The organism is Photobacterium sp. ABD4_091 (genome assembly GCF_056160145.1).
This window is the reverse complement of the sequence record NZ_JBSWWQ010000002.1, coordinates 621,427-645,317: the sequence shown is the minus strand read 5'-3', so window position 1 is coordinate 645,317 and position 23,891 is coordinate 621,427. Positions and strand designations below refer to the sequence as shown.

At 45.0% G+C, this 23,891-nt stretch carries 24 protein-coding genes and 1 riboswitch; of the genes, 10 read left to right on the top strand and 14 right to left on the bottom strand.

Going from position 1 to position 23,891, the window contains the following annotated elements; all coding sequences use genetic code 11:
- Positions 1–46: 46 nt before the first annotated feature.
- Positions 47–547 carry an N-acetyltransferase family protein gene (locus ACXAGQ_RS17190; protein WP_475255459.1) on the bottom strand — a complete coding sequence of 167 codons (501 nt, stop codon included), beginning with the start codon at positions 545–547 and terminating at the stop codon, positions 47–49.
- Between the two features lie 146 nt (positions 548–693).
- Between ACXAGQ_RS17190 and ACXAGQ_RS17185 the strand changes: the two genes are divergently transcribed.
- The 3 genes from ACXAGQ_RS17185 to ACXAGQ_RS17175 all read left to right on the top strand — a co-directional run bounded on the left by ACXAGQ_RS17185 (position 694) and on the right by ACXAGQ_RS17175 (position 4,184).
- Complete coding sequence (locus ACXAGQ_RS17185) at positions 694–1,443, top strand: helix-turn-helix transcriptional regulator (protein WP_475255458.1); 750 nt, start codon at positions 694–696, stop codon at positions 1,441–1,443.
- A gap of 108 nt (positions 1,444–1,551) precedes the next feature.
- The gene (locus ACXAGQ_RS17180; protein ID WP_475255457.1) at positions 1,552–3,432 is read left to right on the top strand and encodes a DUF294 nucleotidyltransferase-like domain-containing protein; all 1,881 of its coding nucleotides are present in this window, start codon (positions 1,552–1,554) and stop codon (positions 3,430–3,432) included.
- A gap of 8 nt (positions 3,433–3,440) precedes the next feature.
- The gene (locus ACXAGQ_RS17175; RefSeq protein WP_475255455.1) at positions 3,441–4,184 is read left to right on the top strand and encodes a 3'-5' exonuclease; all 744 of its coding nucleotides are present in this window, start codon (positions 3,441–3,443) and stop codon (positions 4,182–4,184) included.
- A gap of 127 nt (positions 4,185–4,311) precedes the next feature.
- Here the strand turns inward: ACXAGQ_RS17175 and ACXAGQ_RS17170 are convergent, their stop codons facing one another.
- The 3 genes from ACXAGQ_RS17170 to ACXAGQ_RS17160 form a co-directional block, all read right to left on the bottom strand.
- Entirely contained in the window at positions 4,312–5,748 is a 1,437-nt protein-coding gene (locus ACXAGQ_RS17170; protein ID WP_475251115.1) for an IS1182 family transposase, read from the bottom strand.
- Between the two features lie 116 nt (positions 5,749–5,864).
- On the bottom strand, positions 5,865–7,439 hold the full coding sequence (locus ACXAGQ_RS17165) for a BCCT family transporter (RefSeq protein WP_475255454.1): 1,575 nt from the start codon (positions 7,437–7,439) through the stop codon (positions 5,865–5,867).
- A gap of 562 nt (positions 7,440–8,001) precedes the next feature.
- Positions 8,002–9,333, bottom strand: a complete 1,332-nt coding sequence (locus tag ACXAGQ_RS17160; protein WP_475255453.1) for an NCS2 family permease — start codon at positions 9,331–9,333, stop codon at positions 8,002–8,004.
- An 86-nt stretch (positions 9,334–9,419) separates the two neighbouring features.
- Positions 9,420–9,519: riboswitch (purine riboswitch) on the bottom strand.
- 229 nt (positions 9,520–9,748) lie between these two features.
- Between ACXAGQ_RS17160 and ACXAGQ_RS17155 the strand changes: the two genes are divergently transcribed.
- Complete coding sequence (locus ACXAGQ_RS17155) at positions 9,749–11,635, top strand: PhoX family protein (RefSeq protein ID WP_475255452.1); 1,887 nt, start codon at positions 9,749–9,751, stop codon at positions 11,633–11,635.
- A gap of 26 nt (positions 11,636–11,661) precedes the next feature.
- On the opposite strand, the gene ACXAGQ_RS17150 is transcribed toward ACXAGQ_RS17155, so the two are convergent.
- From ACXAGQ_RS17150 to ACXAGQ_RS17140, 3 genes are all read right to left on the bottom strand, one after another.
- Positions 11,662–12,228: a peptide-methionine (S)-S-oxide reductase gene (locus tag ACXAGQ_RS17150; RefSeq protein WP_475255451.1), complete on the bottom strand. Its 567-nt coding sequence runs from the start codon at positions 12,226–12,228 to the stop codon at positions 11,662–11,664.
- Between the two features lie 76 nt (positions 12,229–12,304).
- The gene (locus ACXAGQ_RS17145; RefSeq protein WP_475255450.1) at positions 12,305–13,150 is read right to left on the bottom strand and encodes a patatin-like phospholipase family protein; all 846 of its coding nucleotides are present in this window, start codon (positions 13,148–13,150) and stop codon (positions 12,305–12,307) included.
- Positions 13,151–13,228: 78 nt separating this feature from the next.
- Positions 13,229–13,705, bottom strand: coding sequence for a hypothetical protein (locus ACXAGQ_RS17140; protein WP_475255449.1), 477 nt, complete (start codon positions 13,703–13,705; stop codon positions 13,229–13,231).
- Positions 13,706–13,873: 168 nt separating this feature from the next.
- Between ACXAGQ_RS17140 and msrP the strand changes: the two genes are divergently transcribed.
- From msrP to ACXAGQ_RS17110, 6 genes are all read left to right on the top strand, one after another.
- A complete protein-coding gene (gene msrP, locus ACXAGQ_RS17135; RefSeq protein WP_475255448.1) occupies positions 13,874–14,884 on the top strand; it encodes a protein-methionine-sulfoxide reductase catalytic subunit MsrP in 1,011 nt (336 codons plus the stop codon).
- An 82-nt stretch (positions 14,885–14,966) separates the two neighbouring features.
- A complete protein-coding gene (gene msrQ, locus ACXAGQ_RS17130; RefSeq protein ID WP_475255447.1) occupies positions 14,967–15,620 on the top strand; it encodes a protein-methionine-sulfoxide reductase heme-binding subunit MsrQ in 654 nt (217 codons plus the stop codon).
- A 148-nt stretch (positions 15,621–15,768) separates the two neighbouring features.
- The gene (locus ACXAGQ_RS17125) at positions 15,769–16,413 is read left to right on the top strand and encodes a hypothetical protein (protein ID WP_475255445.1); all 645 of its coding nucleotides are present in this window, start codon (positions 15,769–15,771) and stop codon (positions 16,411–16,413) included.
- 6 nt (positions 16,414–16,419) lie between these two features.
- Complete coding sequence (locus ACXAGQ_RS17120; protein ID WP_475255444.1) at positions 16,420–17,754, top strand: MATE family efflux transporter; 1,335 nt, start codon at positions 16,420–16,422, stop codon at positions 17,752–17,754.
- A gap of 189 nt (positions 17,755–17,943) precedes the next feature.
- Positions 17,944–19,353, top strand: a complete 1,410-nt coding sequence (locus ACXAGQ_RS17115; protein ID WP_475256613.1) for an amidohydrolase — start codon at positions 17,944–17,946, stop codon at positions 19,351–19,353.
- Positions 19,354–19,618: 265 nt separating this feature from the next.
- The gene (locus tag ACXAGQ_RS17110; RefSeq protein ID WP_475255443.1) at positions 19,619–20,020 is read left to right on the top strand and encodes a hypothetical protein; all 402 of its coding nucleotides are present in this window, start codon (positions 19,619–19,621) and stop codon (positions 20,018–20,020) included.
- Position 20,021: 1 nt separating this feature from the next.
- Here ACXAGQ_RS17110 and ACXAGQ_RS17105 read toward each other — a convergent pair whose 3' ends face one another.
- The 7 genes from ACXAGQ_RS17105 to ACXAGQ_RS17075 form a co-directional block, all read right to left on the bottom strand.
- A complete protein-coding gene (locus tag ACXAGQ_RS17105) occupies positions 20,022–20,465 on the bottom strand; it encodes a YHS domain-containing (seleno)protein (protein ID WP_475256611.1) in 444 nt (147 codons plus the stop codon).
- Positions 20,466–20,540: 75 nt separating this feature from the next.
- Entirely contained in the window at positions 20,541–20,828 is a 288-nt protein-coding gene (locus ACXAGQ_RS17100; protein WP_475255442.1) for a hypothetical protein, read from the bottom strand.
- Positions 20,829–21,105: 277 nt separating this feature from the next.
- A complete protein-coding gene (locus ACXAGQ_RS17095) occupies positions 21,106–21,348 on the bottom strand; it encodes a DUF3297 family protein (protein ID WP_107296735.1) in 243 nt (80 codons plus the stop codon).
- 120 nt (positions 21,349–21,468) lie between these two features.
- Positions 21,469–22,077, bottom strand: coding sequence for a class I SAM-dependent methyltransferase (locus ACXAGQ_RS17090; protein WP_475255441.1), 609 nt, complete (start codon positions 22,075–22,077; stop codon positions 21,469–21,471).
- A 20-nt stretch (positions 22,078–22,097) separates the two neighbouring features.
- Entirely contained in the window at positions 22,098–22,517 is a 420-nt protein-coding gene (locus tag ACXAGQ_RS17085) for a GNAT family N-acetyltransferase (RefSeq protein ID WP_475255440.1), read from the bottom strand.
- A 20-nt stretch (positions 22,518–22,537) separates the two neighbouring features.
- Positions 22,538–23,155 (bottom strand): HAD family hydrolase, encoded by a 618-nt coding sequence (locus tag ACXAGQ_RS17080; protein WP_475255439.1) that lies wholly within the window; start codon positions 23,153–23,155, stop codon positions 22,538–22,540.
- Between the two features lie 129 nt (positions 23,156–23,284).
- A complete protein-coding gene (locus ACXAGQ_RS17075; protein ID WP_475255437.1) occupies positions 23,285–23,623 on the bottom strand; it encodes a GFA family protein in 339 nt (112 codons plus the stop codon).
- Between the last annotated feature and the right edge of the window lie 268 nt (positions 23,624–23,891).

Here is a 23,891-nt window from a genome sequence, read left to right as displayed (position 1 = left end):
TTTTGGTCGCTTTTGACATCATGTTGACATATATGCTTTGAAGAACTCAGAGATCGAGAGCCAACTGATAAAATGCCAAATCTAACCATCGTTCGAATTTATAACCGGCACTCTTAATCACACCGACTTCTTCAAAGCCAAATTTTTGGTGCAGACGCAAACTCGCAATATTCTCTAAGTCTATTGCACCAATTAATGAACGATAACCTTGGCGTGAAGCGAGGACAATGATGGTTTTCATCAACTCCATGGCGACCCCCTTCCCACGGAAGTCGCCCGAAACATAAATGCTGTGCTCAACGGTAAATTGAAAAGCAGGCTGCTCCCTAAATTTGCCAAACGATGCAAAACCCATCAATCGGCCATTCTCATCAAAAGCACCTATAACGGGATAATCACCTTGTGTTTTCGATTCAAACCACTGCTCCATAACACCAATGGTCCGCGGTTCGTACTCATATAATGCCGTTGTGTTCAAAATGGCATCATTAAAGATGTCTAGCATCTCGCCAGCGTGTTCTTCATAAGAACAATATGTAATATGCATATCTTCCTTTCTTTGTATTTCGCCACACCCGTATACCCTAGTAATTTAGGTATATACCTACCAGGATCACAAGATGCACGCTTTTTTTTGTAATTAAATTCGTTATTGTCAAAAATCATTATAAGACTTAACGGATTAGGTTTGATATGGCTTTAGCTGATATATGGGTACGAAAGTTGATCGAAGCCGCTCAGTCTCCCTCTGATATCAACAGCGTGTTAGCTGAAATAAGCCATGCTATTGGTGCTGATGTCGGCGTGTTATTCATTGGTCCCTCCCCCAAGTTTGGGCCAGGTCATACTTTCCAATATGGCATCGAAAGCACTCTACTCGATTTTTACCATCGCCATTCAGACAACGATGCCTATCTCCAGCATTACTCTACCCATCACTTTCAAGGAAAAATGGTTCCTCTGCAGTCCATGCTGCCTATCAAACGGATAGAGAATGAATGGTTCCGGGACGTCATGCTGCCAACCTTGTCTGTCAAATATTCAATTAGCGGTTACAGCTACATAAGCAAGCACGAAGTACAAGTACTTACGTTTCATCGCTACACGACCCCCTTTGCACCTAACTGCCAAATCCAATTGCAGCAATTTATGGATGAACTTATTCCATGGTCACAGTACTACCTTTCAAGCCAAAAACTCATTGACCAGTTTGGTACAACCCCGCTTCACCATGGCAGCATACAACTTCCGGATGAATTAACCCCTGCAGAGCGGCAAGTGATCAAGCTATTGTCTAAAGGGTACGATGGCAGTGAAATTACCCAGTTCAGAGGCGTCTCCAAGGAAACCACCAAATCCCAAATCAAAAGCATACTGCACAAGCTTGACTGCAAACACCAGAACCACTTACTGCACAAACTATATACCCAGCTGGTCATCTAGCCTTTGTTTTTCAGTAATATAGTGAGAACCAGCACGCCCTAGCACAAGCAATCTTTGCTGAATTAGGTATACTATTAGCCATTCTCCATAAGCATTACGGAACAAACAATGGAAGCCGAACAGCTGGAAATTCTCAACTTTATCAGCCAGTACCCTCCTTTTAAGGCACTCCCGGAAGAGTCCATAAAAGAAATCGCCCTCAATATCGAAGTTGCCTATTACCGAGCTGACTCAATGATCCTGAATTTTGGCGATGAGATTCATGACCTTTACCTGATCCGCAGCGGTGCAGTCGAGATCTATCGCCGTAAGGGTGAACTATACAACAGGATTGATGAAGGTGACCTGTTCGGCCAAATGGGCCTGCTGATGAATAATAAAGTCAGGATGCCAGCCCGTGCCATTGAAGACACCTTGGTTTACTGTATCCCTGAAGATATTTTCAACAAGCTATGCGATGAGTTTGATTCCTTTGCTGATTTTGTTGAGCTTGAAGATAGTGCAAGGCTACGTAATGTCGTTTCCACCCAAGCTGAAGAAAACGATCTTACTACGTCTAAGGTACGCACCCTACTTTCTCGTGACCCTGTAACCATCAGCCGCGATGAAAGCATTCAAACCGCTGCGATGACAATGGCAGAAGAGAATATCTCGGCGATGCTCATTGTTGAGCCAAACGAAGACAGTGACGATGACGATTATGATCCACTGGTTGGTATCATTACTGATCGCGACCTGTGCTCTCGTGTTATTGCCAAAGGGTTAGACACATCGACCCCAGTGTCAGAAGTAATGAGCACCGAGCTTATCTCGCTCGATTACAACGCCTATGTCTTCGAAGCCATGCTCACTATGCTTCGCTACAATGTGCACCACCTTCCGGTTTTAAGAAACAAAAACCCAATCGGTATTATTGGTTTAACCGACATCGTCCGTTACGAGTCCCAAAACAGCCTTTTGCTTGTGAGTACCATTTTCCAGCAGCAAACCGTTGAAGAGCTGAAGGTTGTATCTGAAGAAGTTAAGCACTGTTTTGTCCGAATGGTAAACGAAGATGCCAACGCCCACATGATAGGTAGTGCATTGTCAGTTATTGGCCGCAGCTTCAAACAGCGTTTGGCTGAATTGGCACAAGAAGAGTTGGGGCCAGCCCCTATCCCATTCTGTCTCATGGCAATGGGCTCAATGGCAAGGGATGAACAGCTCATCGTTACTGATCAAGACAACGCATTGATCCTTGACGACAGCTACGATGAAAAACTTCACGGTGAGTACTTTGAGAAATTCGCTAAGTTTGTCTGTGATGGCTTAGCGGCATGTGGTTACAGCTATTGTACCGGTGATATCATGGCAACCAACCCAGAATGGCGTAAAACCCGTTCACAATGGGAACAATGTTTCGCTGAATGGATTGATAATCCAAAGCCACAGGCTCTGCTTAACAGCTCTATTTTCTTTGATTTGTCTGGCGTATGCGGTCGTGAAAAATGGGCCGAGCAGCTCAATAGCTTTGTAGTACGCCGTGCCCGAAAAAATAACCGCTTCCTGGCATGTTTGGCACGCAATGCGATTAGCCGTACCCCGCCACTTGGCTTCTTCAAAGACTTTGTGATGGAAAAAGATGGCAGGCACAATAACTCAATCAACCTTAAACGCCGTGGTACTGCCCCGCTGGCAGATTTGATCCGTGTCCATGCGCTGGCTGTTGGCTCGCGTTCGCAGAATTCCTTCGAACGTCTGGATGATGTCATCGATGCCGGCATCTTGCCTAAAGGGCGAGGCCAAGATTTACGTGATGCCATGGAATTAATCTACATGGTACGTATTCGTCACCAAGCATTGGATATTGAAGCAGGTATTGAAGCCGATAACAGTATCGAGCCGGAAAACATGTCAGACTTTGAACGCCGAAACCTAAAAGCAGCATTCCAAATTCTGAGTAACGCACAAAACTTTATTAAATTCCGCTACCAAGGTAACCGTCGTTAGTAAGCAGTATGACAGTTAACAAACCAAAATCTCATCGACAACTGCTGAATACGCGCAGTACGCCGGATTGGCCAACGTTTTTTCAGACGCTGCTCAACAAAGCCAATGATGAGAGACTAAAAAGTTTCTACTCCACTCCGATGGTAAGTGGTGATACTCCCCTAAGTGAGGTGCCATTCGTGGCACTTGATTTTGAGACGACAGGGCTAGACCCAAAGAAAGATGAAATCATCAGCATTGGCCTGGTTCCCTTCACACTGCAGCGCATCCGATGCCGGGAGTCAGCGCAGTGGACAGTGAACCCGCACCGCCCTCTCAATGAAGAGTCCGTAGTGATTCATGGTATCACCGACTCTGAAGTAGAAAACGCCCCTGATTTACTCAAAATCCTAGAGCGTGTATTGAATGCGCTCGCGGGAAAAATTGTTGTTGTTCACTATCAGAAGATCGAGCGTGAGTTCATGAATCAAGCATTGCTCAGCCGCTTAGAAGAAGGGATCCATTTCCCTGTTGTCGATACCATGGCAATAGAAATGGCCATTCAGCAACGAGATCACGGTGGCTTTATTAACCGACTTAAAGGTAACCGACCGGGCTCTGTTCGTTTGGCTCGTTCACGCCAGCGCTATGGTTTACCGGATTACCCTCCCCACCACGCCATGACGGATGCCTTGGCCACAGCGGAATTGTTGCAGGCTCAGATTGCCTATCATTTCTCTCCGGATACACCAATCTCGGAAATTTGGTTATAAAACGCTAATGCTTCACCCATAAAAAAAACGCCGTCATTATGACGGCGTCAGATTGCTGACGAACCCCACTTTTTAAGTGGGGTTCTTTTTAGAGAGCGGCCGTAGGCCGCGATCGCGATTTTTTTACCTACCAGCTCGGTTGGAGGCTCCTTTGCTCTTCTCGCCTGATATTGACTCGTATTAACCTAATTAGAGCGTTTATAAGGCCTATTTTCTGTAAGCAGCCCAGCACCAAGGCCATCTTCTTGATATTTTGAGCAGCAGCGGCCAACCAACATTGCATCTGCACCTTGTTCAACCCCCGGAACCGTGCATATCGGTGACCATGATGCTGTTTCGCATCTGCGAAGCTTCTTTCTACCGTTTCTCCCCTTCGCCGATAGGTCCTTTTACCATAAGGTGTCAGCCGTATTTTGTTTGCTCGTTCCACAGCCTCCGCGTAGATATGCCGGGTTATCACCTTCTTCATTGTTTTGCTTTGGGTGCAGTCATTTCTCATCGAGCAGAGCTCACACTCCTTGGGGGCCGAGTGGTATTCTCTGTAGCCTTCTCTTGACGTGGTTTTATAGATAAGTTCCTGGCCATTTGGGCACAGGTAAGTGTCTGTTTCTTTGTTATAGATAAAGTGCTTCTTCTTGATAGCATTCTGGGTGCGAGGCGGCCTACGGTAACCAAAGAGGCCAAGGATTTCTCTTCGTTCAAGGCTCTCAGCAACAGGAGCCGTGAAGTATCCAGCATCAAGGCCTACGGCTATAGGATTCAGGTTGAACTGGTTGAGCGTGTAGTCTAGCCGATTGATATAAGGCTGGGAGTCATTGACGTTACCTGCGGTCGCATAGGTATCGACGATAATCCCATGCATGCCATCGACGGTGCGGTGGTCAAGGTAAAAGAACCCTTGCGGCTTGTTATCCCGCGTCATAAAGCCGCTTTCAGAATCAGTCGTGCTCACTTTGGTATTTTTGAGCTTAGGCTCTGATTTTCGCTCAGCTAAAGGTTTTTTCCCTTCGGCTTCCCGCTCCTTGGCCACATCTTCGTTGAGCATCTCAAGGTAGGCACTGGTGCGGACAGCTTGCTGTTCATTGGTAAATTTCTTCTTGTTAGCATTGGCTTTGAGGTGGGTGCTGTCGGTGAATAATTCATTCCCGGCGACGAGCCCTTTATCCATGGCCTGGAGTACGATATTGGTAAAGATGCGTTCAAAAATATCCGTCCCGTTGAAGCGGCGGATGCGGTTTTGGCTGAGCGTCGAGGCATGGATAACTTTCTCTGTCAGTGACATGCGAAGGAACCACCGATAGGCCACATTGACCTCGATTTCTTTGACTAGCTGACGCTCGCTCTTGATGCCAAAGATGTAGCCCAGCAGGATGATTTTAAACAAGCGGACGGGGTCAACAGGAGGCCGGCCATTGTCTTGGCAATATAGGTGAGCGACTTCGTCTCTAATAAATTCGAAATCTATAACTTGGTCGATTTTACGTACGAGATGATGCTTCGGAACCAGCTGTTCCATTGTGACCATTTCGAGTTCGTACTGTTGGGGTGAGGGTTCTTTTAACATGTCGAGATATCCATATTTCGATATCTCTATTAGATCAAAGGCCTAGCTTAAAAGCCAGACCTTTGTCATCAGTCTGACGCCGTCATTATGACGGCGTTTTTTTATCTTCGCGACTGCTACTTGTTGTACTTTTCAGTGCTAAAGCCCATCAGCAAGCTTACACACATCAGCAGCAGGATAAAGACGAATGGCAATGCCGTCGATATTGCACCGGCTTGCAGCGCCTCGATAGCTTCTGTACCACCGACGTAAAGAAGAACCGCAGCAACTGCACCTTCGATAAAGGCCCAGAAGATACGCTGTGGCATTGGTGAATCAATCTTACCGCCCGCAGTGATGTTATCGATAACCAGTGAGCCTGAGTCAGATGAAGTGATGAAGAACACCATTACCAAGATGATTGCCGTTACAGATAGCAATGTGCTCAGTGGCAGTGATTCAAACATTTCAAACATCGCAAGCGGCACAGAAGTCAGGCCGTTTTCACCCAGAACGCCGATACCATTAATCACTTGATCAATTGCCTGGCCGCCAAATACTGACATCCAAAGCGTTGTGATTAGCGTTGGTACAATCAGTACTGCAACCATGAATTCACGGATAGTACGACCTTTCGATACACGTGCGATGAACATACCGACGAATGGAGACCAAGACACCCACCAAGCCCAGTAGAAAATAGTCCAACCGTGCAACCAAGTTTGGTCTTCACGACCATGTGGGTTACTCAGTGCGAAGAAGTTTTTCGCATAGCCCGCAACGGTTGTTGGTACTGTGCCCATTGAGATAGCGAAGCCAGCCAAGGCAACGAAAACTAGTAGCGCCAAAGCAACAAGCATGTTGATGTTACTCAGCAGCTTAACACCACCGTCGATACCACGGGCAACGGAAATAACAGCGAGCAACGTCACAATCGCAATAACCGCGATTTGCAAACCAATACCGCCAGAGATCCCAAATACGTGTTCAATACCACTTGCTGCCTGCTGAGCGCCCAAACCAAGTGAGGTTGCAAGGCCAAACAAGGTTGCAAGCACAGCAAAGATATCAATGATGTGACCCGGCCAGCCCCATACACGATCGCCAAGGATTGGGTAGAAAATAGAGCGGATTGAGAGTGGCAGACCTTTGTTGTAGGCAAAGAACGCGAGTGACAACGCCACAACACCGTAGATAGCCCAAGGGTGTAGACCCCAGTGATACATGGTGGCACCCAATGCCAGCTCTACCGCTGCAGGCGTATTTGGATCAACATTCAATGGGGTACCAAACCAACCTGTGTAGTAAGCCACAGGCTCAGCCACACTCCAGAACATCAGGCCAATACCCATACCTGCTGCGAACAGCATAGCTAGCCATGACATACGAGAGTAGTCAGCTTCGGCATCCTGACCACCAATGCGGATTTTACCAAAAGGAGAGAAAATAAGGCCTAGGCAAAAGATAACGAAGATGTTACCAGACCAAAGGAACAAAGCATCGAAGTTGTTAATGATGCCGTTTTTAACGCCATCCAATGCCGCTTTTGATGATGTTGGGTCACTTACCAAAATGGCTACGATGAAGAGAACAATCAAACCAGCACTGGTGCCGAAAACAGGGTTATGAACATCAAAGCCCCATTTCTGAATGTTATCCTGCCCTACCGTGTAATCCGTATTGTCTATGCTGTATCTATCAACTTTTTTCATTGTATTTTCCTACAAGCATACCGAAGTACTTCGGAAGCATTATCTGACCTATCAGTAAGATTAGACTGATGGGCCAGATAATGTCTCAGACGCGCCTCGGCACAAAATAGTTAGCCCTGTAAATATTCAAACGTGAAGTAGATCAAACCATTTCCACCCCCAGAGTGTCAAGTTTTGCTATAAATCAACGGTTAAAGCACAAATTTTAACCAAAAAATGTTAGTTTTATGCTCACTAAAAGCATAACCCAGCAGGTGAATTATTTTGTGAACTAATCATTATTGCTTCTAGCAGGAAAATGTTGCTTTCGTTATTTTCCCTTCTTTGTCAGCCTGTACGCATCAATAAGCGCAACTCACCGACACCAGATAACTCACAGCTCTCTGAATCCTGCACGTTTAGGTAAAGGGGATTAATGTTTATTTCATATAAAATTAGGCTTATCAAACTAATAGACTATTTATCGCCTAGTCATTAGCTGCCGCTAAGTCATTGATGGCGGCTAAACGAAAGAAGCGGCCGTTTGGCCGCTTCAATTATCTGTTTTTTACCTGGCAAAAAATTAGATAAACAGCAAGTAACCTAAGAACATGGCTGCTAGCGAGTAAATCACTGGGTGTACTTCTTTTGCTTTACCTGCAACGACCATTGAGAACGCATAACTTACAAAACCCATTGCCATACCGTTTGCTGGCGAGAAAGACAGCACCGTGAACATAATGGTAAAGAAAGAAGCGATACGTACTTCAATCACTTCCCAGCGGATCTTGGCAATACGGCCAATCATGTAGATACCGACCACAACCATCGCTGGAGCAACCATTGCCGCCGAGAAGATAGAAAAGATTGGGTAGAAGAATAACGAGGCGAAGAACATGCCGGCTGCCACTACGGCACTCAAGCCAGTCTTCGCACCTTGTGAAGATGCAATACCTGACTCTGAGAATGCTGTCACAGATGTTGTACCCAAAACCGCACCCACAACCGTACCACCCGCATCTGCAACCAGCGCAGACTTCGCATTTGGCACCTTGCCGTCCTTATCGATGATACCCGCATCGCGGCCTACACCAACGATGGTACTCAAGCCGTCGAAGAAGTCGACAATCAAGAAAATTAGCACAACAAATAGTAGGTCGAACATTTTCTCAGGTGTGAAGCCTGAGAAATCAAAAATCTGCCCGAAAGTTGGTGCAATGCTCGGTGGCAACGAAACAATTGAATCTGGGATCGGTGCATTGCTGGTGCCGAATACAAAATCGGCAGCGACCGTTAGAACAATCGCAGAAATGAAAGCAAAAAATGTGGCCAGTTTGATATTGCGGATCATACAAGCCAGCGCGATGAAGATAGAGATATAGGCAATCGCCACCTGAGGGTCACGGATGTCGCCTAGGCTAACCAGGATAATAGGGTTTGATACGATAATACCGGCGTTCTTTAGGCCAAGGAACGCAATGAATAAGCCCAAAGATACCGAGATAGCCAATTTTAGATCTTCTGGAATCGACTCAATCAAGCTCTTACGGATTGAAGTCATGCTCAGCAGAAGGTAAATGATACCTGAAATGAAGATACCCAATAGCGCTTCATGCCATACTAAGGCAATAGTACCGCTCAGTAGAACGCCCTTAAAGAAGCCGTTCATACTCATACCCGGTGCAAGCATAACTGGGTAGTTACCCCAAATACCCATCACCAAGGTAGCTAAGCCTGAAGCAATCGCTGTTGCTGTGAATAGCGCTCCCCTATCCATTCCGGGGATATCCCCCAAAATAGCAGGGTTAACAGCAAGGATGTAGCTCATCGCCAAAAAGGTAATGAAACCTGCATACATTTCTGTCGAAACAGTCGTCTTTCGCTCAGAAAGTTTAAATATCTTTTCCAAATTCACAACAAATCCCTAAGGGCAAAAAATCACAGGAAAGATATTATTAAATAGATACTTAGCGTGAGACATCTGAACCAAGATGTATAGCTACCGAGCTACGGATAAATTGTAGATTCAGAAATAGGTCCTGAAGTAGAAACTTTTGGTCCGTCTCACCAAAAATATACAATTTAATAATTCTTGGGCGCGGATTTTAATGGTCTGAGATTTGATTTCAATCTTGCAAATAGAAAAAAGTGACCCCAGAAACATTTTGAAACAATATAAAGCAAACGTTTGCGTCGCTATCGCAATATTGCTTCTGTTTCGTAAACCGACGATCACCTAACTGATACATTTCTGTCACAATCACCCTATAGGATACTGACAACAAAATGCATAACAGCCTAATATTGCGATAATAAAAAGGAAGCCAATAATGAGCGCCAAACCTAATTCCTCTCACCATGCAGAACCTGAGTTCAATCAAATCATCGAAAAAGGACTTAACCGTCGTCAGTTCCTCAAAGCCTCTTCAGCGGCAGGGACTGTCGCTTTTTTCGGAACCTCACCGCTATCGAGTGCTATTGCTGCATCGAAAGACAACAAAGATCTGATTGGATTTGATGCGATTCCTGCATCAACCGAAGATAAAGTGATTGTGCCAAAAGGTTACCAAGCTGATGTCCTTATCTCATGGGGCGATCCACTATTTAAAGGTGCTCCGGCGTTTAGCCAAAAAGCAGACAGCAAAGCGCAAGCCCTACAATTTGGTGATAATAATGACGGCATGACATTCTTCCAGATCAGCGATGATCGCGGCGTGCTCTCTATCAACAATGAATACACCAACCACGAATACTTGTTTGCCCATCAGGGTAAAGAAATGTCGGCTGATGATGTACTCAAGTCACAGAACGCACATGGCATTTCTGTTGTGGAGTTAAAGAAAGTGAACGGCCAATGGGAAATTAACGTAGATGGTCGCTTAAACCGCCGTATTACTGCCAATACCGAGATGGAACTGACTGGCCCAGCAGCGGGTGACGCCCTACTCAAGACTTCTGCCGATCCTAAAGGCACCAAAGTACTGGGTACTTTCAACAACTGTGCAAATGGTGAAACGCCGTGGGGGACTTATCTCACCTGTGAAGAAAACTTCAATGGTTTGTTTGGCTCAAAAGAAAGCCCAGCCCTTGACAGTAACTATGCGCGCTACGGCCTAAATACAAAGGGATCAGGTTACGACTGGTTCAAGCATGACGACCGTTTTGACCTAGCTAAAAACCCGAATGAACCACACCGCCATGGATGGGTGGTTGAAATCGATCCGATGAACCCAAATTCGACACCGAAAAAACGCACTGCACTTGGTCGCTTCAAGCATGAGAATGCCGCCTTGACTATCAACAATGACGGTCATGTTGTGGTTTACTTGGGCGATGACGAACGAGGTGAACACCTCTATCGCTTCGTATCTAAAAACAAATACAACCCAAGCAATCCAACTGCCAACCGCGACATCCTTGATGAAGGTACCTTGTATGTGGCTAAGTTCAATGCCAAAGAAGGTGAACTGGAAGGCAAAGGCGAATGGATTGAATTGACGTTTGGTAAAAACGGACTGAACAAAGAAAACGGCTTTAACAGTCAGGCTGAAGTGCTTATTTTTGCCCGTAAAGCAGCAACTCAAGTTGGCGCAACCACCATGGACCGCCCTGAATGGGTTGCGGTAAACCCTAAGAACCAGAGCGTATTCTGCACCCTAACCAACAACAAATACCGTGGTGTTAAAGCCAACCAACCTGTTGATGCGGTCAACCCACGAGAAAAGAACCCATATGGCCACATTGTTCGCTGGATGCCATCGGGGCAAGATCATACTTCGAACAACTTCGATTGGGACCTATACCTGATTGCGGGTAACCCTACCGTACACCAAGGTTTGATGGGCGGCAGTGACAACATCAATGCCGATAACATGTTCAACAGCCCAGACGGTATTGGTTTTGATAATGCTGGCCGCCTTTGGATCCAAACCGATGGTAAATACTCAAATACGGGTGATTTTGCCGGTATGGGGAACAACCAAATGCTATGTGGTGATCCGGACAGTGGCGAAGTGCGCCGCTTCCTAACTGGCCCTATTGCTTGTGAAATTACTGGGTTGACGTTTAGCCCTGATCAGAAAACGATGTTCATTGGTGTTCAGCACCCAGGTGAAGATCTCGCACCCTCACATTTCCCTGACGGCGGTAACACAATCCCGCGTTCGTCAGTGATTCGTATCACCCGCACTGATGGCGGTATCATCGGCGCGGCTTAATACAACAAGAACCATAACTCACTAGCTCATTTTGGCGGTTCTTCGGAGCCGCCTTTATTGTTTGTGCCCTTCTCTCGCATTGCCTCTTCGATGATAGCCCTTTTGTCTACGCTGATATGCTCATCAAAACGCGCTATCAAGATTTGTAGCTTAGGCATGATCTGTCCCTCGCAAAACGGCCGGTTAGGATGATTGAAAAAGTAATTCTGCTTTTCATCATCACAAGGTTCAAACTCACCCGCGGCTTCTACTTGAGTGACCAACCGATCACTAAAGTCACTCTGGTGCAACCTCAATGCTTCAACAGCCCTCTCGCTTTGAGGATCCGAGTAAGCATAAATGACAGAAGGATAACGGGTGCGAAGCGCATGATCGGAGGTGCAATGATGAGTATGTAGATGGACACCTACCAGTACATCAACCGAGATTGTTAATGGGTCATACTCCACCAGAACAGCTTCATAGCGCTCATTATTAGTCAGCGAAGTCATCCAGCCCTGTTCTGCCGATATCACCCCTTCTAATGACTGGAACACCGCTTCCATGCACCAATAACAACTTCCCGAAAAACCAAGTTGGAGTGTTTTCAACATGTGTATGACCTAGCTTGCTCTCACCCTATCAATGATAGTGTAGTGTGGCCATAGCCTGTTATGATCTTAGGTGCACTTAGGTAGTTAGTCGCTTGGCGGCTTCAATACCCTGCTCATACCCTTGCTGCAATTTAACACTATCTGTGGTTACCCGCCCAACTTCAAAGTTATCAGGGGGTGCTATCACCTTTACGTTACAGCCTTCCGGCGGGTTGAAGATAAAATCTATCGCTCGGTTATAGCTTTCAGCCCGATCCATCATTGCCTGTGCCAAATTAGGTTTATCATGCAGCAACTTTCTCACCAGCCAAGCACTTCTCGGCGCTTTCTTTCGATAACCTTTCGGACGGGAAAGCACAACGGTAATATCCCGGGCTCCCATCTCGTACGCTTTGATAACGGGTATCGAGTCGGCCACACCGCCATCCGTCATTTCGTACCCATCCAATTCTGGATAATGCCGGTAGGCTAATGGTACTGCGCAAGAAGCCTTGAGCAATTGATTCAGGTTTTGCTCTGTGGCTTGAATATAATGCGGCTCACCATTGTTTACATTGGTCGTGACAACAAACAGCGGGATCGATTGCTGCTCTAGTTCCCAGCCATCGATAGGAATTTCATCAATCGTCACATCCCAAAGCCAGTCAATATCAAGCCAGTGACCTCCTCGAATAAAACGGGGTAAGTCGATAAATTCGTCGCGGCACGAGTAATCGGTAATAACACGATGAGAGCGGCCATGCTGGTTTGCCAACCATGCTGCTATATTCGTTGAGCCTGCAGAAACGCCAATACAAAAGTCGAAAGTTCGGTACCCAATGTCGAGGAAATGATCCAGCACACCCGCTGCAAAAATTCCTCTCATTGCCCCACCTTCAACAACTAGCGCTGACTTTGTTCCTAGTGTGCCTTCTATGAACATACTGTCTAAAACTCCTTTTGATTCAGACAGTTTAGAATAAGAAATCTAAATATTAACTGAAGAGAAATAACTATTTGCTCAAAATTGGATCTCTGCCATATTAAACCTAGCCATAGCGTCTTGATAGGCAGGGTTATCTTGCTGGTAAAAGGCAGGAGGCATTCGGTCGCCAAGGCCGAGTTGACAAAGTGACTGCCACTCATTTCGTGACAGGATCACGTAATCTAAATATTGATCAAGTAATTCTCCAATCGCCTCTACCGTTAATTCGTCATCTCGGACTAATACTTTTAGCATGCCCGTTAGCACTGACAAAGGTAGCACCAGCTCTTTGATTGTCTCTTTACGAGCCTTGCAATGCTTAGCCTGTTTTGATGCCTTGGCGAAGCTAAAGACCTGCTGCCAATCCGGCTTTCCTTGCCGGGTTACTAAATTATGCCGATAACAATAATATGCCTCGAAGTATTGCTTTAGCGAATGATAACGTTCGCTATAAACTTCAAGGTAGATATGTTGTAACTCAAGATTGGCATTAAAATCGTTTGATGCCCCCATACTGGCTCCATCTTTTCTATGTATAACTACATACTGAGTGGGTGTACTCAGCCATGACGGGCGCAGACCTTACTCGTTTTAATCATTGGATCCAATGAAATCTTTGAAATTTATTAGCATGTAGCTAGGTCTACTTGTTTAACATCATCTTAGGTAAAGGAATATTCAATGTTTATCAAAAAACCTTCTCAGCTATCACTGAGTGAGAATGAGGCCACACCAGAAGCTATTTACAAGCAAAGGCGCACCATCTTGAAGGCATTGGGCATTACCGCTGCAAGCATCCCGCTTGCACAAACAGCGCAGGCTGGCCTATTTGATGGATTTGGAAAAAAAGAAGCGCCGGCCGATAAAAGGCGAGTATTAGCTTCCGCATCATCACCATACTCAAATAAGGCCTTGTCATTGACCCCTGAAGACAAGGTTCTGCAATACAACAATTTTTATGAGTTCGGAACGGACAAATCCGACCCGGCTGAAAGAGCTCAAAACTTTAAAACCAACCCATGGAACATAGAAATCGGCGGGCTTGTCAGTAAGCCAATCACATTGGGCTATGAAGATCTGTTCAAGTCTTTCCCTATTGAGGAGCGGATTTACCGTCTGCGCTGTGTTGAGGCTTGGTCAATGAATATCCCTTGGCTCGGCTTTCCTTTAGCGGCTTTACTCCGCAAAGCAGGTCCACTCAGCAATGCCAAGTATGTTGCATTTGAAACCCTCTATGATCCCAAACAAATGCCGGGGCAAGCATCACGCCGCTTGGGTGGTGGTATTGATTACCCTTATGTAGAAGGGCTGAGGTTGGATGAGGCCATGCATCCTTTAACTCTGATGTCTGTTGGCCTATACGGCAAAACATTAGCCCCTCAGAACGGCGCGCCAATTCGGCTTGTCGTGCCATGGAAGTACGGCTTCAAGAGCATTAAATCGGTAGTCAAAATCACATTGACGGACAAACAGCCACCAACGACCTGGAACATACTGGCACCTAACGAATACGGGTTTTATGCCAATGTAAACCCAAAAGTGGATCACCCTCGTTGGAGTCAATCCAGTGAACGTTTTATTGGTGAAGGCAGTATCTTTAGTAGTCGCCGCCAACCAACCAAGATGTTCAACGGCTATGAATCTCAAGTAGCCTCGTTATACAAAGGCTTAGATCTCAAACGAAATTACTAACCAACCACCTGTGTAACCAAGCTTTGAATCACAAGGGTTCAAGCTTAAAGGCATCAAACTGGATTTATATCAGGAGAGCTACATGCCATTACAAATGACGACTCAATGGCGATTAAAGATTACGCCACGCCAAGTGTTTTGGCTAAAGGTACTGATCCACGGTGTGTCCCTTATTTTCGTTGGACAGTTGGTATACCTTACGCTTTCCGGTGGCTTAGGTGCTGATCCCGTACAAGGGATCAGTCACTACACAGGTATAGCCGCCTTAAACACCTTATTGTTAACGCTGTGCATTTCACCACTGGCAAAATTGCTAAAAGCAGGGATGCTGGTACGCGTTCGCCGCCTACTCGGCTTGTATTGTTTTTTCTGGGCGTTACTACATCTAGCAGGCTATATCGCACTGGATTTGAATTTTAATTGGTCACTCGTGCTCGATGAAATTGTCAGCAGACCCTACCTTAGTGTTGGCGCGGTAAGCTGGTTAATCCTACTAGCCTTGGCAGTAACCTCGACCCAAGGCATCCAACGGCGAATGGGTAAGCACTGGCAAAAACTGCACAACTGGGTGTACCTTGCGACCTTACTATCACCTATTCATTATATCTGGTCGGTAAAATCAGGGCTTATCGAGCCGATCATTTACATTTTTATTGCACTAGGTCTTCTAGCATTTCGCTACAAAACCTTTATCAAGAGGCTTCCTGTTAAGGTAAACACCATACGTGTTAAATAAGTCACTGTTTCACCCCAACTAAATCACTGATATTAAGTGCTCATAGTCATTTTTCTGATACGATATAGATATCTACGTCCATAACGGACTTTAAGGCTGGAGAAAAGGGTTCCCACTCCAGCCTATGCTGTGAGCTAGTGGGGCAAACTTGTTTTCTGAACAACTAATTTCTGAATACCTTTCAACCAGCATTGAGCAGTTTCAACAAGACTGCTCAAAATTGTGTGCGCAACATTACCCTACGGTTCATAACCGAGGAATGCGTGAGAATCACCTTGGAAAAGCACTTTGCCGTAGAATTATGGCCACACTGCAACAAGCAGAATTCGCCCCTCATTTCTCGCAACTCAAAAATGATAACCAGATCTCACAGCCAGTGTTTGTGCTAGAAACTACGGATTTCACCATTGCGGTTGTAGCTCACCGTTTACTTAGCGCCAACAAGGCGTGCCGGAATGGTTTGGTTTCCACTATTGCCAATGTAAAAAGCAATCTTTCATTGTCAAAGACCTCTTTTATTGTTGTGGTTGCTGATCATTGGTTTGATCGCAGCAAAGCCAGTAAAGAGATCCCTGCTTGGTGGCTTGGCGAGTTACCTGCCAATTTCGATGACTATGTCAAAGACGGCATCAAGTTGATGGAATCAACTGATCATATTGCCGCTCAGTTACTCAACGAGCACCAAGTTTCTGATGGAGAATATCATCTCCATCATCCCCTAAAGCGTGAATCAAACAATAAGACTGTTCACAAATACCTCTTATTAAGTGCCTTTATCCCATTACATAAGTAGTTAGCTATGTCTTCAGCTTCACACCTTTCGCTCAAGGAAGATTCGATCGGTCGTCTTTTCTTACGCTATACCATGCCCACCATTGCCGCAATGCTGGTTACCGGAATTTATGTCGCTATCGACGGTATGTTCGTCGGCCACTTTATTGGTGAAAATGGCCTAGCCGGTATCATGCTCGGCTACCCAATAGGCTCTGTCCTCTATGCGCTTGGTGCTATGGTTGGTATGGGAGCTTCTGCCCTGGTATCGATTAAGCTAGGAGAAGGCAACGAACAGCAAGCCAAAAATATTGTTGGCAATGCACTGTCTCTCTGTATAGTCATCTCTCTAGTCACCTGTACCCTTGGTGTCGCTTACGGCGAAGCACTCCTTCGTTGGCTGGGCGCAGAAAGTGAAATTTTACAGATGGCCTCTGATTATCTGTTTTGGTATTTCACCCTTGGTGCCTTTCCTATTATCTCTATGGCTTTTTCTGCCCTTCTGAGAAACGACGGGCAGCCTAATCGCGTTACCATGATAATGATACTGGGTGGTGTGTTGAATGTAGTCTTGGATTGGCTGTTTATTGTTGTGATCCCTTGGGAGCTCACTGGTGCAGCCATTGCAACAATGCTATCGCAACTGGCAACAGCCCTACTTTGCCTTCAGCATTTCTTCTCAGACAAAAGCCAGCTTCGCATTACCTGGCAAACACTTAAGCTTAGGTGGCATGATGTTGGCCAGATATGCCAACTCGGCTTCTCCAGCCTGCTTATGTATCTTTATCTCTCTGTGGTGCTGACACTCCACAACAAGGCCTTTCTGTGGGTCGGTAAGCCAATTCATGTAGCAGCATATGGCATTGTCAGTTACACCGAAGCCTTCTTCTATCTTATCTTTGAAGGTATCGCGCTTGGTATCCAACCAATCACCAGTTACAACACAGGTGCTGGTCGGCATGATCGGGTCATCGCCGTAAGAAACCTGGCCTTTGCGGTTACTTTAGGTTTTGCACTATTGGGAGTCGCTTTCATTTACAGTCAGCCTCATTGGCTCGTCTATGCGTTTGCTGGTGACAACCCTGCCCTATATCCGGTTGCCATCAACGGCATTCAACATTATTTCTGGGGCTTGCCTATGGAAGGGATGCTGCTAGTCGGCGCTACTTACTTCCAGTCCATCAACCGTGCTCGAGAAGCCTCTGTGCTATCGGGTGGTAAGCTGATCCTGATTAGCTTATTCATCTTCGGCCTCGCTAAACTCTGGGGTGTAGATGGTGTTTGGATCGCACTACCACTGTGTAGCACTTTGCTAACAATATGGATGGTTTACGTTCTACGTAAGCAACATATGAAACAATAACAAACACAAGAAAAAGGGGCGACGCAAACGTTTCGCCCCTTCATTTCGTTGCATTATTGCGCGACTTTTACCTGCTCCCTACCCAAGATAGTGACCATGCTCACAGAATGTGATCTGACTCTGCAATACTGATTTCCAATAAATTGCTATTAGGTATTATCTGCGCAATTTCATTGATGTCTGGTGATGATCATGTTCAAAAAAACTCTTGTCGCAGTTTCCCTTGCTGCCGCCTCCCTTGCTAGTGTTTCTAGCTTTGCCGCCGAAAATGTTGACTTGCTGATCAAAAACGCAACTGTCTTAACGATGGATGAAGACAAAAACGTTTATGAAAACGGCTTAGTTGCAGTAAAAGAAAATAAAATTGTTGCAGTTACTGACGGCAGCGACCTTAAAGAGTTTGAGGCCAAGAAAATCATCGATGCTGATGGTGATATCGTGATGCCGGGTTTGATTAATACCCACACCCACGTATCAATGACAGTTTTCCGCTCGCTAGCCGATGACGTGCCTGACCGACTGCACCGCTACATCTTCCCGCTAGAAAAAAAACTAGTATCTCGTGACATGGTTCGCATCGGTGCCCAACTGGGTAACGTAGAAATGCTGAAAGGCGGTGTTACTACTTACGCAGACATGTATTACTTCGAAGATGAAGTCGCGAAAACTGTTGATGAAATTGGTATGCGCGCCATCTTAGGTGAAACTGTCATCATGTTCCCTGTTGCCGATGCGGCTAATGCCGATGAAGGTATCAAATATGCAGTTAACTTCATTGAAGAATACAAAGATCACCCTCGTATTACTCCAGCTTTTGCACCACATGCGCCATATACCAACACAACAGAGACACTAAAAAAGATTACTGAGCTGTCGTTGAAGTATGATGTACCTGTCCTTACCCACCTGGCTGAGTCAGATCGTGAAGAAGAAGTCATCGCAGAACGGAGTGGTGGTATGTCTCCGGTTGAGTACATGGCTGATATCGGTGCACTAACACCTAAGCTTGTAGGCGCACACGTTATTCATGTCAGCGACAGCGATATTGAGTTGCTGAAAAAGCATGACGTAGGTATTGCCCACAACATGAGTGCGAATGTCAAGTCAGCCAAAGGCGTATCTCCAGCAATGAAGATGCAGGAAGAAGGTCTGCGTATTGGCCTAGGAACTGATGGTCCAATGTCCGGTAATACTATCTCTACCATTGATGAGTTCAACCAGGTTGCTAAGGTACACAAGCTAGTCAACCAAGACCGTGCGGCTATGCCTCCGATTAAAGTGATTGAAATGGCAACCATTGGTGCAGCGCGCGCTCTTCACATGGAAGATACTATCGGCTCACTAGAAGTTGGTAAACTGGCGGATATCATTGTCATCGATACCAAAGCACCAAACATGGTACCGGTTTACAACCCATATTCTGCACTGGTTTACTCTGCTTATGCACCGAACGTTAAGCACACCATTGTTGACGGTAAAATCCTGATGAAAAACCGCGAAATGACAACCGTTGACGAAGACAAAATCCGCCAAGAAGCATTGGATTTTGCCGACAAAGTCCGTCAAACAGTTATCGAAAGTGGCGAAGTGGTTCAATAAACATCAAGCATCTTTTGAATAAAATTAAACACCGCCAGCTGGCGGTGTTTTTCATGAAGCACTTAATTGCTAGTGATTAACTTAATAATCAAACTTCATCGATTCAATCAAACTTATTATCTAGAAAAAAAGCCCTATTCCTTTTAGGATGCCGGTTCAAAATAAAGTCACACACTCGCGAGAAGCTATGTTCAAGGTAAGAGAAAGGTTCCAAACCGTCACTGTATATAATCAGCACGATCTAGATTGTGCACTGCGAGAGCTAATGGATGTTGAGATCCATCTGCAAGGTGACGTGTTTGAAATTTCTGCCGAGGATCTTTGTAGTGTGACACTTGTTGGCAGCGAAAGCCGCAAGACAACACTCATCCTCAAAGGTGCACCTGAGTTGTCAGCCAGAATGGATAATAGCCAGGCCGTACAACAGTTCTATCTGTCTAATTTTACCAATAGCGTATTTGTTAATGTTAGCTTAACGGCCAACGAACCAACTGAGTTACTCTTTGAATCTAAAGCAAATATTGATGCGAATGTGAATGTCTTTTATGACATCTCAAAACTTGAAGTATTGTCACTAAGTCATGATCACTCAAACATTTCTCATCGCATCAATTATGCAAGCAAGAAACCAGATACCGCACGTTTATTAGTAGAACATCTAGCGTAAATTAATTTTCAGTGAGCAAACTGGGCCAATTTTTATCACCCTGCGCTATGTGCTTGTGAACATTTTGTTGCCATTTCTTTTGAACTGACTTGTTATAGTTCAAGTAAAGTTTGCCTTGATGGATATGCCAGGCATCTGGATCTATTTTTGCGGTATAACCCTGGCTGACCGCCCATGCACAGTATCCACCATATTGTGGAGCATACTTTGCAGGGTTTTGGATGAATGAGTCCCTATTCTGTGCAGATGAAAAATACCACTTAGCTCCATTCCAACGATAGGTAAAATCGTTGTCTCCACGAACTGGCTTGCTCTGTGTAAAATAGGCGACCGGGTCATAGCCCTTAATCGCCTTACCAAAGAAGTCACTATACACTGGCTCTAATGCCATTGCTGGTAATGATAGGCTACCCCAAAGGGCAAAAATACCCAATATCCTAAGCATGAATTTCATCACTCGCCCTCTCCCTGTTCTAGCAGTCAGTAGTATAGACACGAGAAACAAATGAAAAATTTCAATTCAGGTCTCTTCAAATTGTTTAATCACGCCTGCTGCAGATAACCTATTTTGCTTACTGACTCCAACTAAGCTTCGCAATTTGCGAATATCGGCGACCAACAAGCGAATATGATTTCTTTTTTGCTCTCGGTGCGAGCGATTTGACGGACAGGTAAAGTCTCCGCGCTCTTTTAGAGAGTCGCATAGCCTACGCTCAAAGATCGCCAGCAACTCAGAGGGTGTATAGCGGAAAAGATCAGTGCTTAGCACGACATGAAATGATATAGCTTCCAAATACGTACCTTTCATATTTGCCTCCTATGAAACAAACAAATGTTAGGGCTTCTATTCCTCTCATGAATTGAATTTAGCTGGTTTACATTTTTAATCCTTAATTAAAGCAATATATAAGCCAATGCATAAAATTAGGGGGTATTGAATTTCATAATATAGGATAAATTTTTGATGTTGAGAGACTTAGTTTAGAGGATTTCATTAGAATGAAAGCCTGAGATATAGAGGTAGGGAAATATAGGGGTTGGAACATATAGAGCCTGGGAAGGCTCTATATGAAAATAGCTGCGACTTAAACGTAGTACGCTTCTACTGTACCCTTCAGGGTGATCAGGATTGGCTGGCCGCGGCGATCCAATGCTTTAGGAGAAGGGATTTTTACCCAACCTTCACTGATGCAGTACTCTTCAACATCTGTACGCTCTTTGCCGTTAAGACGGATACCGATCGCGTGCTCGAAGCACTCTGCCACGTGGTGTGGGCTACGAGGGTTACATGCAAGATGATCTGGCAATGCTGGTTTAGAATCGCTCATAATTATGACCTGGTTATAGTAAAAAGTGCGTCATTGTAGACAATGCTTGCTTGGCACTCAAGCACTGTAATCGTAGTTGAAGCAGTTATTTACCTCAAATCAGTTACCTAATTAGAAGCACTACTGTTGTTCTACGATCAGATAAGTGTGCAACTCAGGGTATTGGTCAAATTCAAGGTGTCTTATCGCACAGCCTAGTTCAATGAAAAGGTTTAGGAAGCCATTGGTGCCAAGCGATGAATAATATACATCGGGTCCCATAAAGTTATCGGTATGATCGCCTTCTTCGGCAGTACCGCCAAAAGAAAAGATAAATAGCCCACCACTATTCAGACTAGAAATGATTTTAATCAGTACATTGCGCTGCTCTGTCAGCGGAATATGCCAAATACTGTCCCAAGCAGTGATAAAGTCATACTTTTCGGTTAACTGATGCTTGCAAATATCAGCATGGATTAACTCCAGTTGTGGATGACGTTTCCTCGCAAGCACAATCTTCTTCTCAGACACATCAATGCCTGAAATAGTGTTCGCTTCAAAGCCCTCTTCCAATAGTAAATCAATAAACCGGCCTGTACAGCCACAACCGATATCCAGCGCTTTGCCTTTGTTTTTAACAAAAGATAACGCTCTCTTATGCGCCTCTATACCGTTGTTACGGTTAAAATCGTCACTTTCCCATAGGTGGGTAATTTGGTCGTAGGCTTTACCAATCTGCTCAGGTTTCATACATTATCCCTGCCGAATTTCTAAACAAGCTTTTCCATATAGATAAACTTTTCATCTTCACTGACGACAAGAAAGCCGCAGCGTTGATATAGATGAAATGCAGGACTTATCTTAAAGACTCTAAGCCTGAGCTTCTCTGCGCAAGCCTGTTTACTCAGTCGCATCGCTTCATCTAAAGCTTTTGCACCTAACCCTTTGTTTTGAAATTCCCCACTGATCTGAAGATCGCGTAAATAACCGCCCTCACTATCAAATGACATCCGTATGGCCCCAATAACTTCCCCATCATAGAGAATATCCCAGTTATCTAGGCCTTGAATCTGCTCCAGTATTTTCGACGGCTCCCAAGACACCGAAAGCTGCTCATAATATGGGCGCATATTAAAAAATGTGATTTCAGCAGATTTAGTTAGGTTCTTAGACGGCTGATATGAAATCATTATTTACTTCCTTATATCCATCACAACACTAAGCCCAATTCTCGTAACTCTTCCTCACACTGCACTGCATTTTCAAATTGAATTGCGGCAATACCCTCAGCCTTAGCACCTTCGACGTTATATGGCATATCATCGATAAACACAGTCTCTGATGGCTTAATATCATTTTGTTTCAACAAAGCTTGGTAAATGGCAGCTTGAGGTTTTAGTAAGCCTAAGTCAGCAGAAACTGTTGCACCTTTAAACAAGCTCCAGAACGAATAGGTCGACTTAAGGTAAGCTACAATTTCATGCACATTGTCGGTAAGCGCATAAACATTATAACCTGTGGCTTTGACACGCTTAACTAGATCAACAGACCCAAATATCAGAAGCTGGGTGTGCTTTATGTAGTAAAACAGCCGTTCACATTCTAGATCTGATAAGCCCAATGAAGTCTGATACCGTACCTTGGCTTCTGCTTCTGATATAAAGCCTTTGTTGAGATCCATCCAGGTATCAGATTGAAAGATGGCTTTGGCTAGCTCCTGGTGATCACGACCATTGCCAAATGTCAGCCTGATAATTTCTAAAGGAGCCCAACGTACAATGACATTACCGATATCAAAAACGACGTTTTTAATGCTTGTTGATTTCATTCTTGCTCCTTTGAAGTAATCAGGTACGTTATCGTACATCTCACTAGAAATGACTTATGACATATTGCTGTAGAGCCTTAATGAAATACAAGTAAAATCAGCAAGCTCAATGGACTTGGCTCAAAGAGTCTAGTAGGACGCCCCATCGATTTTTCGTACGGGAATACTAGCGAGTACCTCGAATTCAGCCATTTTCATATTAACCGCCAAAATATTCGCATCGCATTTCTCTGTGGTTACATAATGGGTCAAACAACCACAAGCACTACAGCGATGAAATTCGACCTCTTTATCACCCCAGCAATAGAAATCGGTTTCCTCGTTACAAGTCACCTCAACTTGCTTCGGAGAAAAGTAAGCCCAAGATGCAGCATACCTCCGGCAAATCGAGCAATTGCACTCGCCCACTTCACTGGGCGCAGATTCTAGTTTGATATTGACGTTACCGCAGTGGCAGGTTAATTCCATTTAATAATCCCTTATATGCTCAAGTTAACTGAAACCGTCTGCAGCACACCTTTTCCGCCTAACCACCTACACAATAGAACTAATCAGATCTCAGTTTCATAAGGCGCACTAATGTATCCATCTGAACTGATGTTTGTATCATAAAATCATTCCGAGATGACCTTAAGTCCTTTGTGATATCAGCCAAATTTAAATCATACGCACACACTATACTTAACCTTCAAAATAATCATGTCTGTTATACCCGGGATTCAGGAGCGACTTGAAC

Excerpts from the sequence above, each read along its gene's own strand:
- ACXAGQ_RS17190 (WP_475255459.1), bottom strand. The coding sequence starts at position 547 with ATGCATATTACATATTGTTCTTATGAAGAACACGCTGGCGAGATGCTA.
- ACXAGQ_RS17185 (WP_475255458.1), top strand. The coding sequence starts at position 694 with ATGGCTTTAGCTGATATATGGGTACGAAAGTTGATCGAAGCCGCTCAG.
- ACXAGQ_RS17180 (WP_475255457.1), top strand. The coding sequence starts at position 1,552 with ATGGAAGCCGAACAGCTGGAAATTCTCAACTTTATCAGCCAGTACCCT.
- ACXAGQ_RS17175 (WP_475255455.1), top strand. The coding sequence starts at position 3,441 with ATGACAGTTAACAAACCAAAATCTCATCGACAACTGCTGAATACGCGC.
- ACXAGQ_RS17170 (WP_475251115.1), bottom strand. The coding sequence starts at position 5,748 with ATGTTAAAAGAACCCTCACCCCAACAGTACGAACTCGAAATGGTCACA.
- ACXAGQ_RS17165 (WP_475255454.1), bottom strand. The coding sequence starts at position 7,439 with ATGAAAAAAGTTGATAGATACAGCATAGACAATACGGATTACACGGTA.
- ACXAGQ_RS17155 (WP_475255452.1), top strand. The coding sequence starts at position 9,749 with ATGAGCGCCAAACCTAATTCCTCTCACCATGCAGAACCTGAGTTCAAT.
- ACXAGQ_RS17150 (WP_475255451.1), bottom strand. The coding sequence starts at position 12,228 with ATGTTGAAAACACTCCAACTTGGTTTTTCGGGAAGTTGTTATTGGTGC.
- ACXAGQ_RS17145 (WP_475255450.1), bottom strand. The coding sequence starts at position 13,150 with ATGTTCATAGAAGGCACACTAGGAACAAAGTCAGCGCTAGTTGTTGAA.
- ACXAGQ_RS17140 (WP_475255449.1), bottom strand. The coding sequence starts at position 13,705 with ATGGGGGCATCAAACGATTTTAATGCCAATCTTGAGTTACAACATATC.
- msrP (WP_475255448.1), top strand. The coding sequence starts at position 13,874 with ATGTTTATCAAAAAACCTTCTCAGCTATCACTGAGTGAGAATGAGGCC.
- msrQ (WP_475255447.1), top strand. The coding sequence starts at position 14,967 with ATGCCATTACAAATGACGACTCAATGGCGATTAAAGATTACGCCACGC.
- ACXAGQ_RS17120 (WP_475255444.1), top strand. The coding sequence starts at position 16,420 with ATGTCTTCAGCTTCACACCTTTCGCTCAAGGAAGATTCGATCGGTCGT.
- ACXAGQ_RS17110 (WP_475255443.1), top strand. The coding sequence starts at position 19,619 with ATGGATGTTGAGATCCATCTGCAAGGTGACGTGTTTGAAATTTCTGCC.
- ACXAGQ_RS17105 (WP_475256611.1), bottom strand. The coding sequence starts at position 20,465 with ATGCTTAGGATATTGGGTATTTTTGCCCTTTGGGGTAGCCTATCATTA.
- ACXAGQ_RS17100 (WP_475255442.1), bottom strand. The coding sequence starts at position 20,828 with ATGAAAGGTACGTATTTGGAAGCTATATCATTTCATGTCGTGCTAAGC.
- ACXAGQ_RS17095 (WP_107296735.1), bottom strand. The coding sequence starts at position 21,348 with ATGAGCGATTCTAAACCAGCATTGCCAGATCATCTTGCATGTAACCCT.
- ACXAGQ_RS17090 (WP_475255441.1), bottom strand. The coding sequence starts at position 22,077 with ATGAAACCTGAGCAGATTGGTAAAGCCTACGACCAAATTACCCACCTA.
- ACXAGQ_RS17085 (WP_475255440.1), bottom strand. The coding sequence starts at position 22,517 with ATGATTTCATATCAGCCGTCTAAGAACCTAACTAAATCTGCTGAAATC.
- ACXAGQ_RS17080 (WP_475255439.1), bottom strand. The coding sequence starts at position 23,155 with ATGAAATCAACAAGCATTAAAAACGTCGTTTTTGATATCGGTAATGTC.
- ACXAGQ_RS17075 (WP_475255437.1), bottom strand. The coding sequence starts at position 23,623 with ATGGAATTAACCTGCCACTGCGGTAACGTCAATATCAAACTAGAATCT.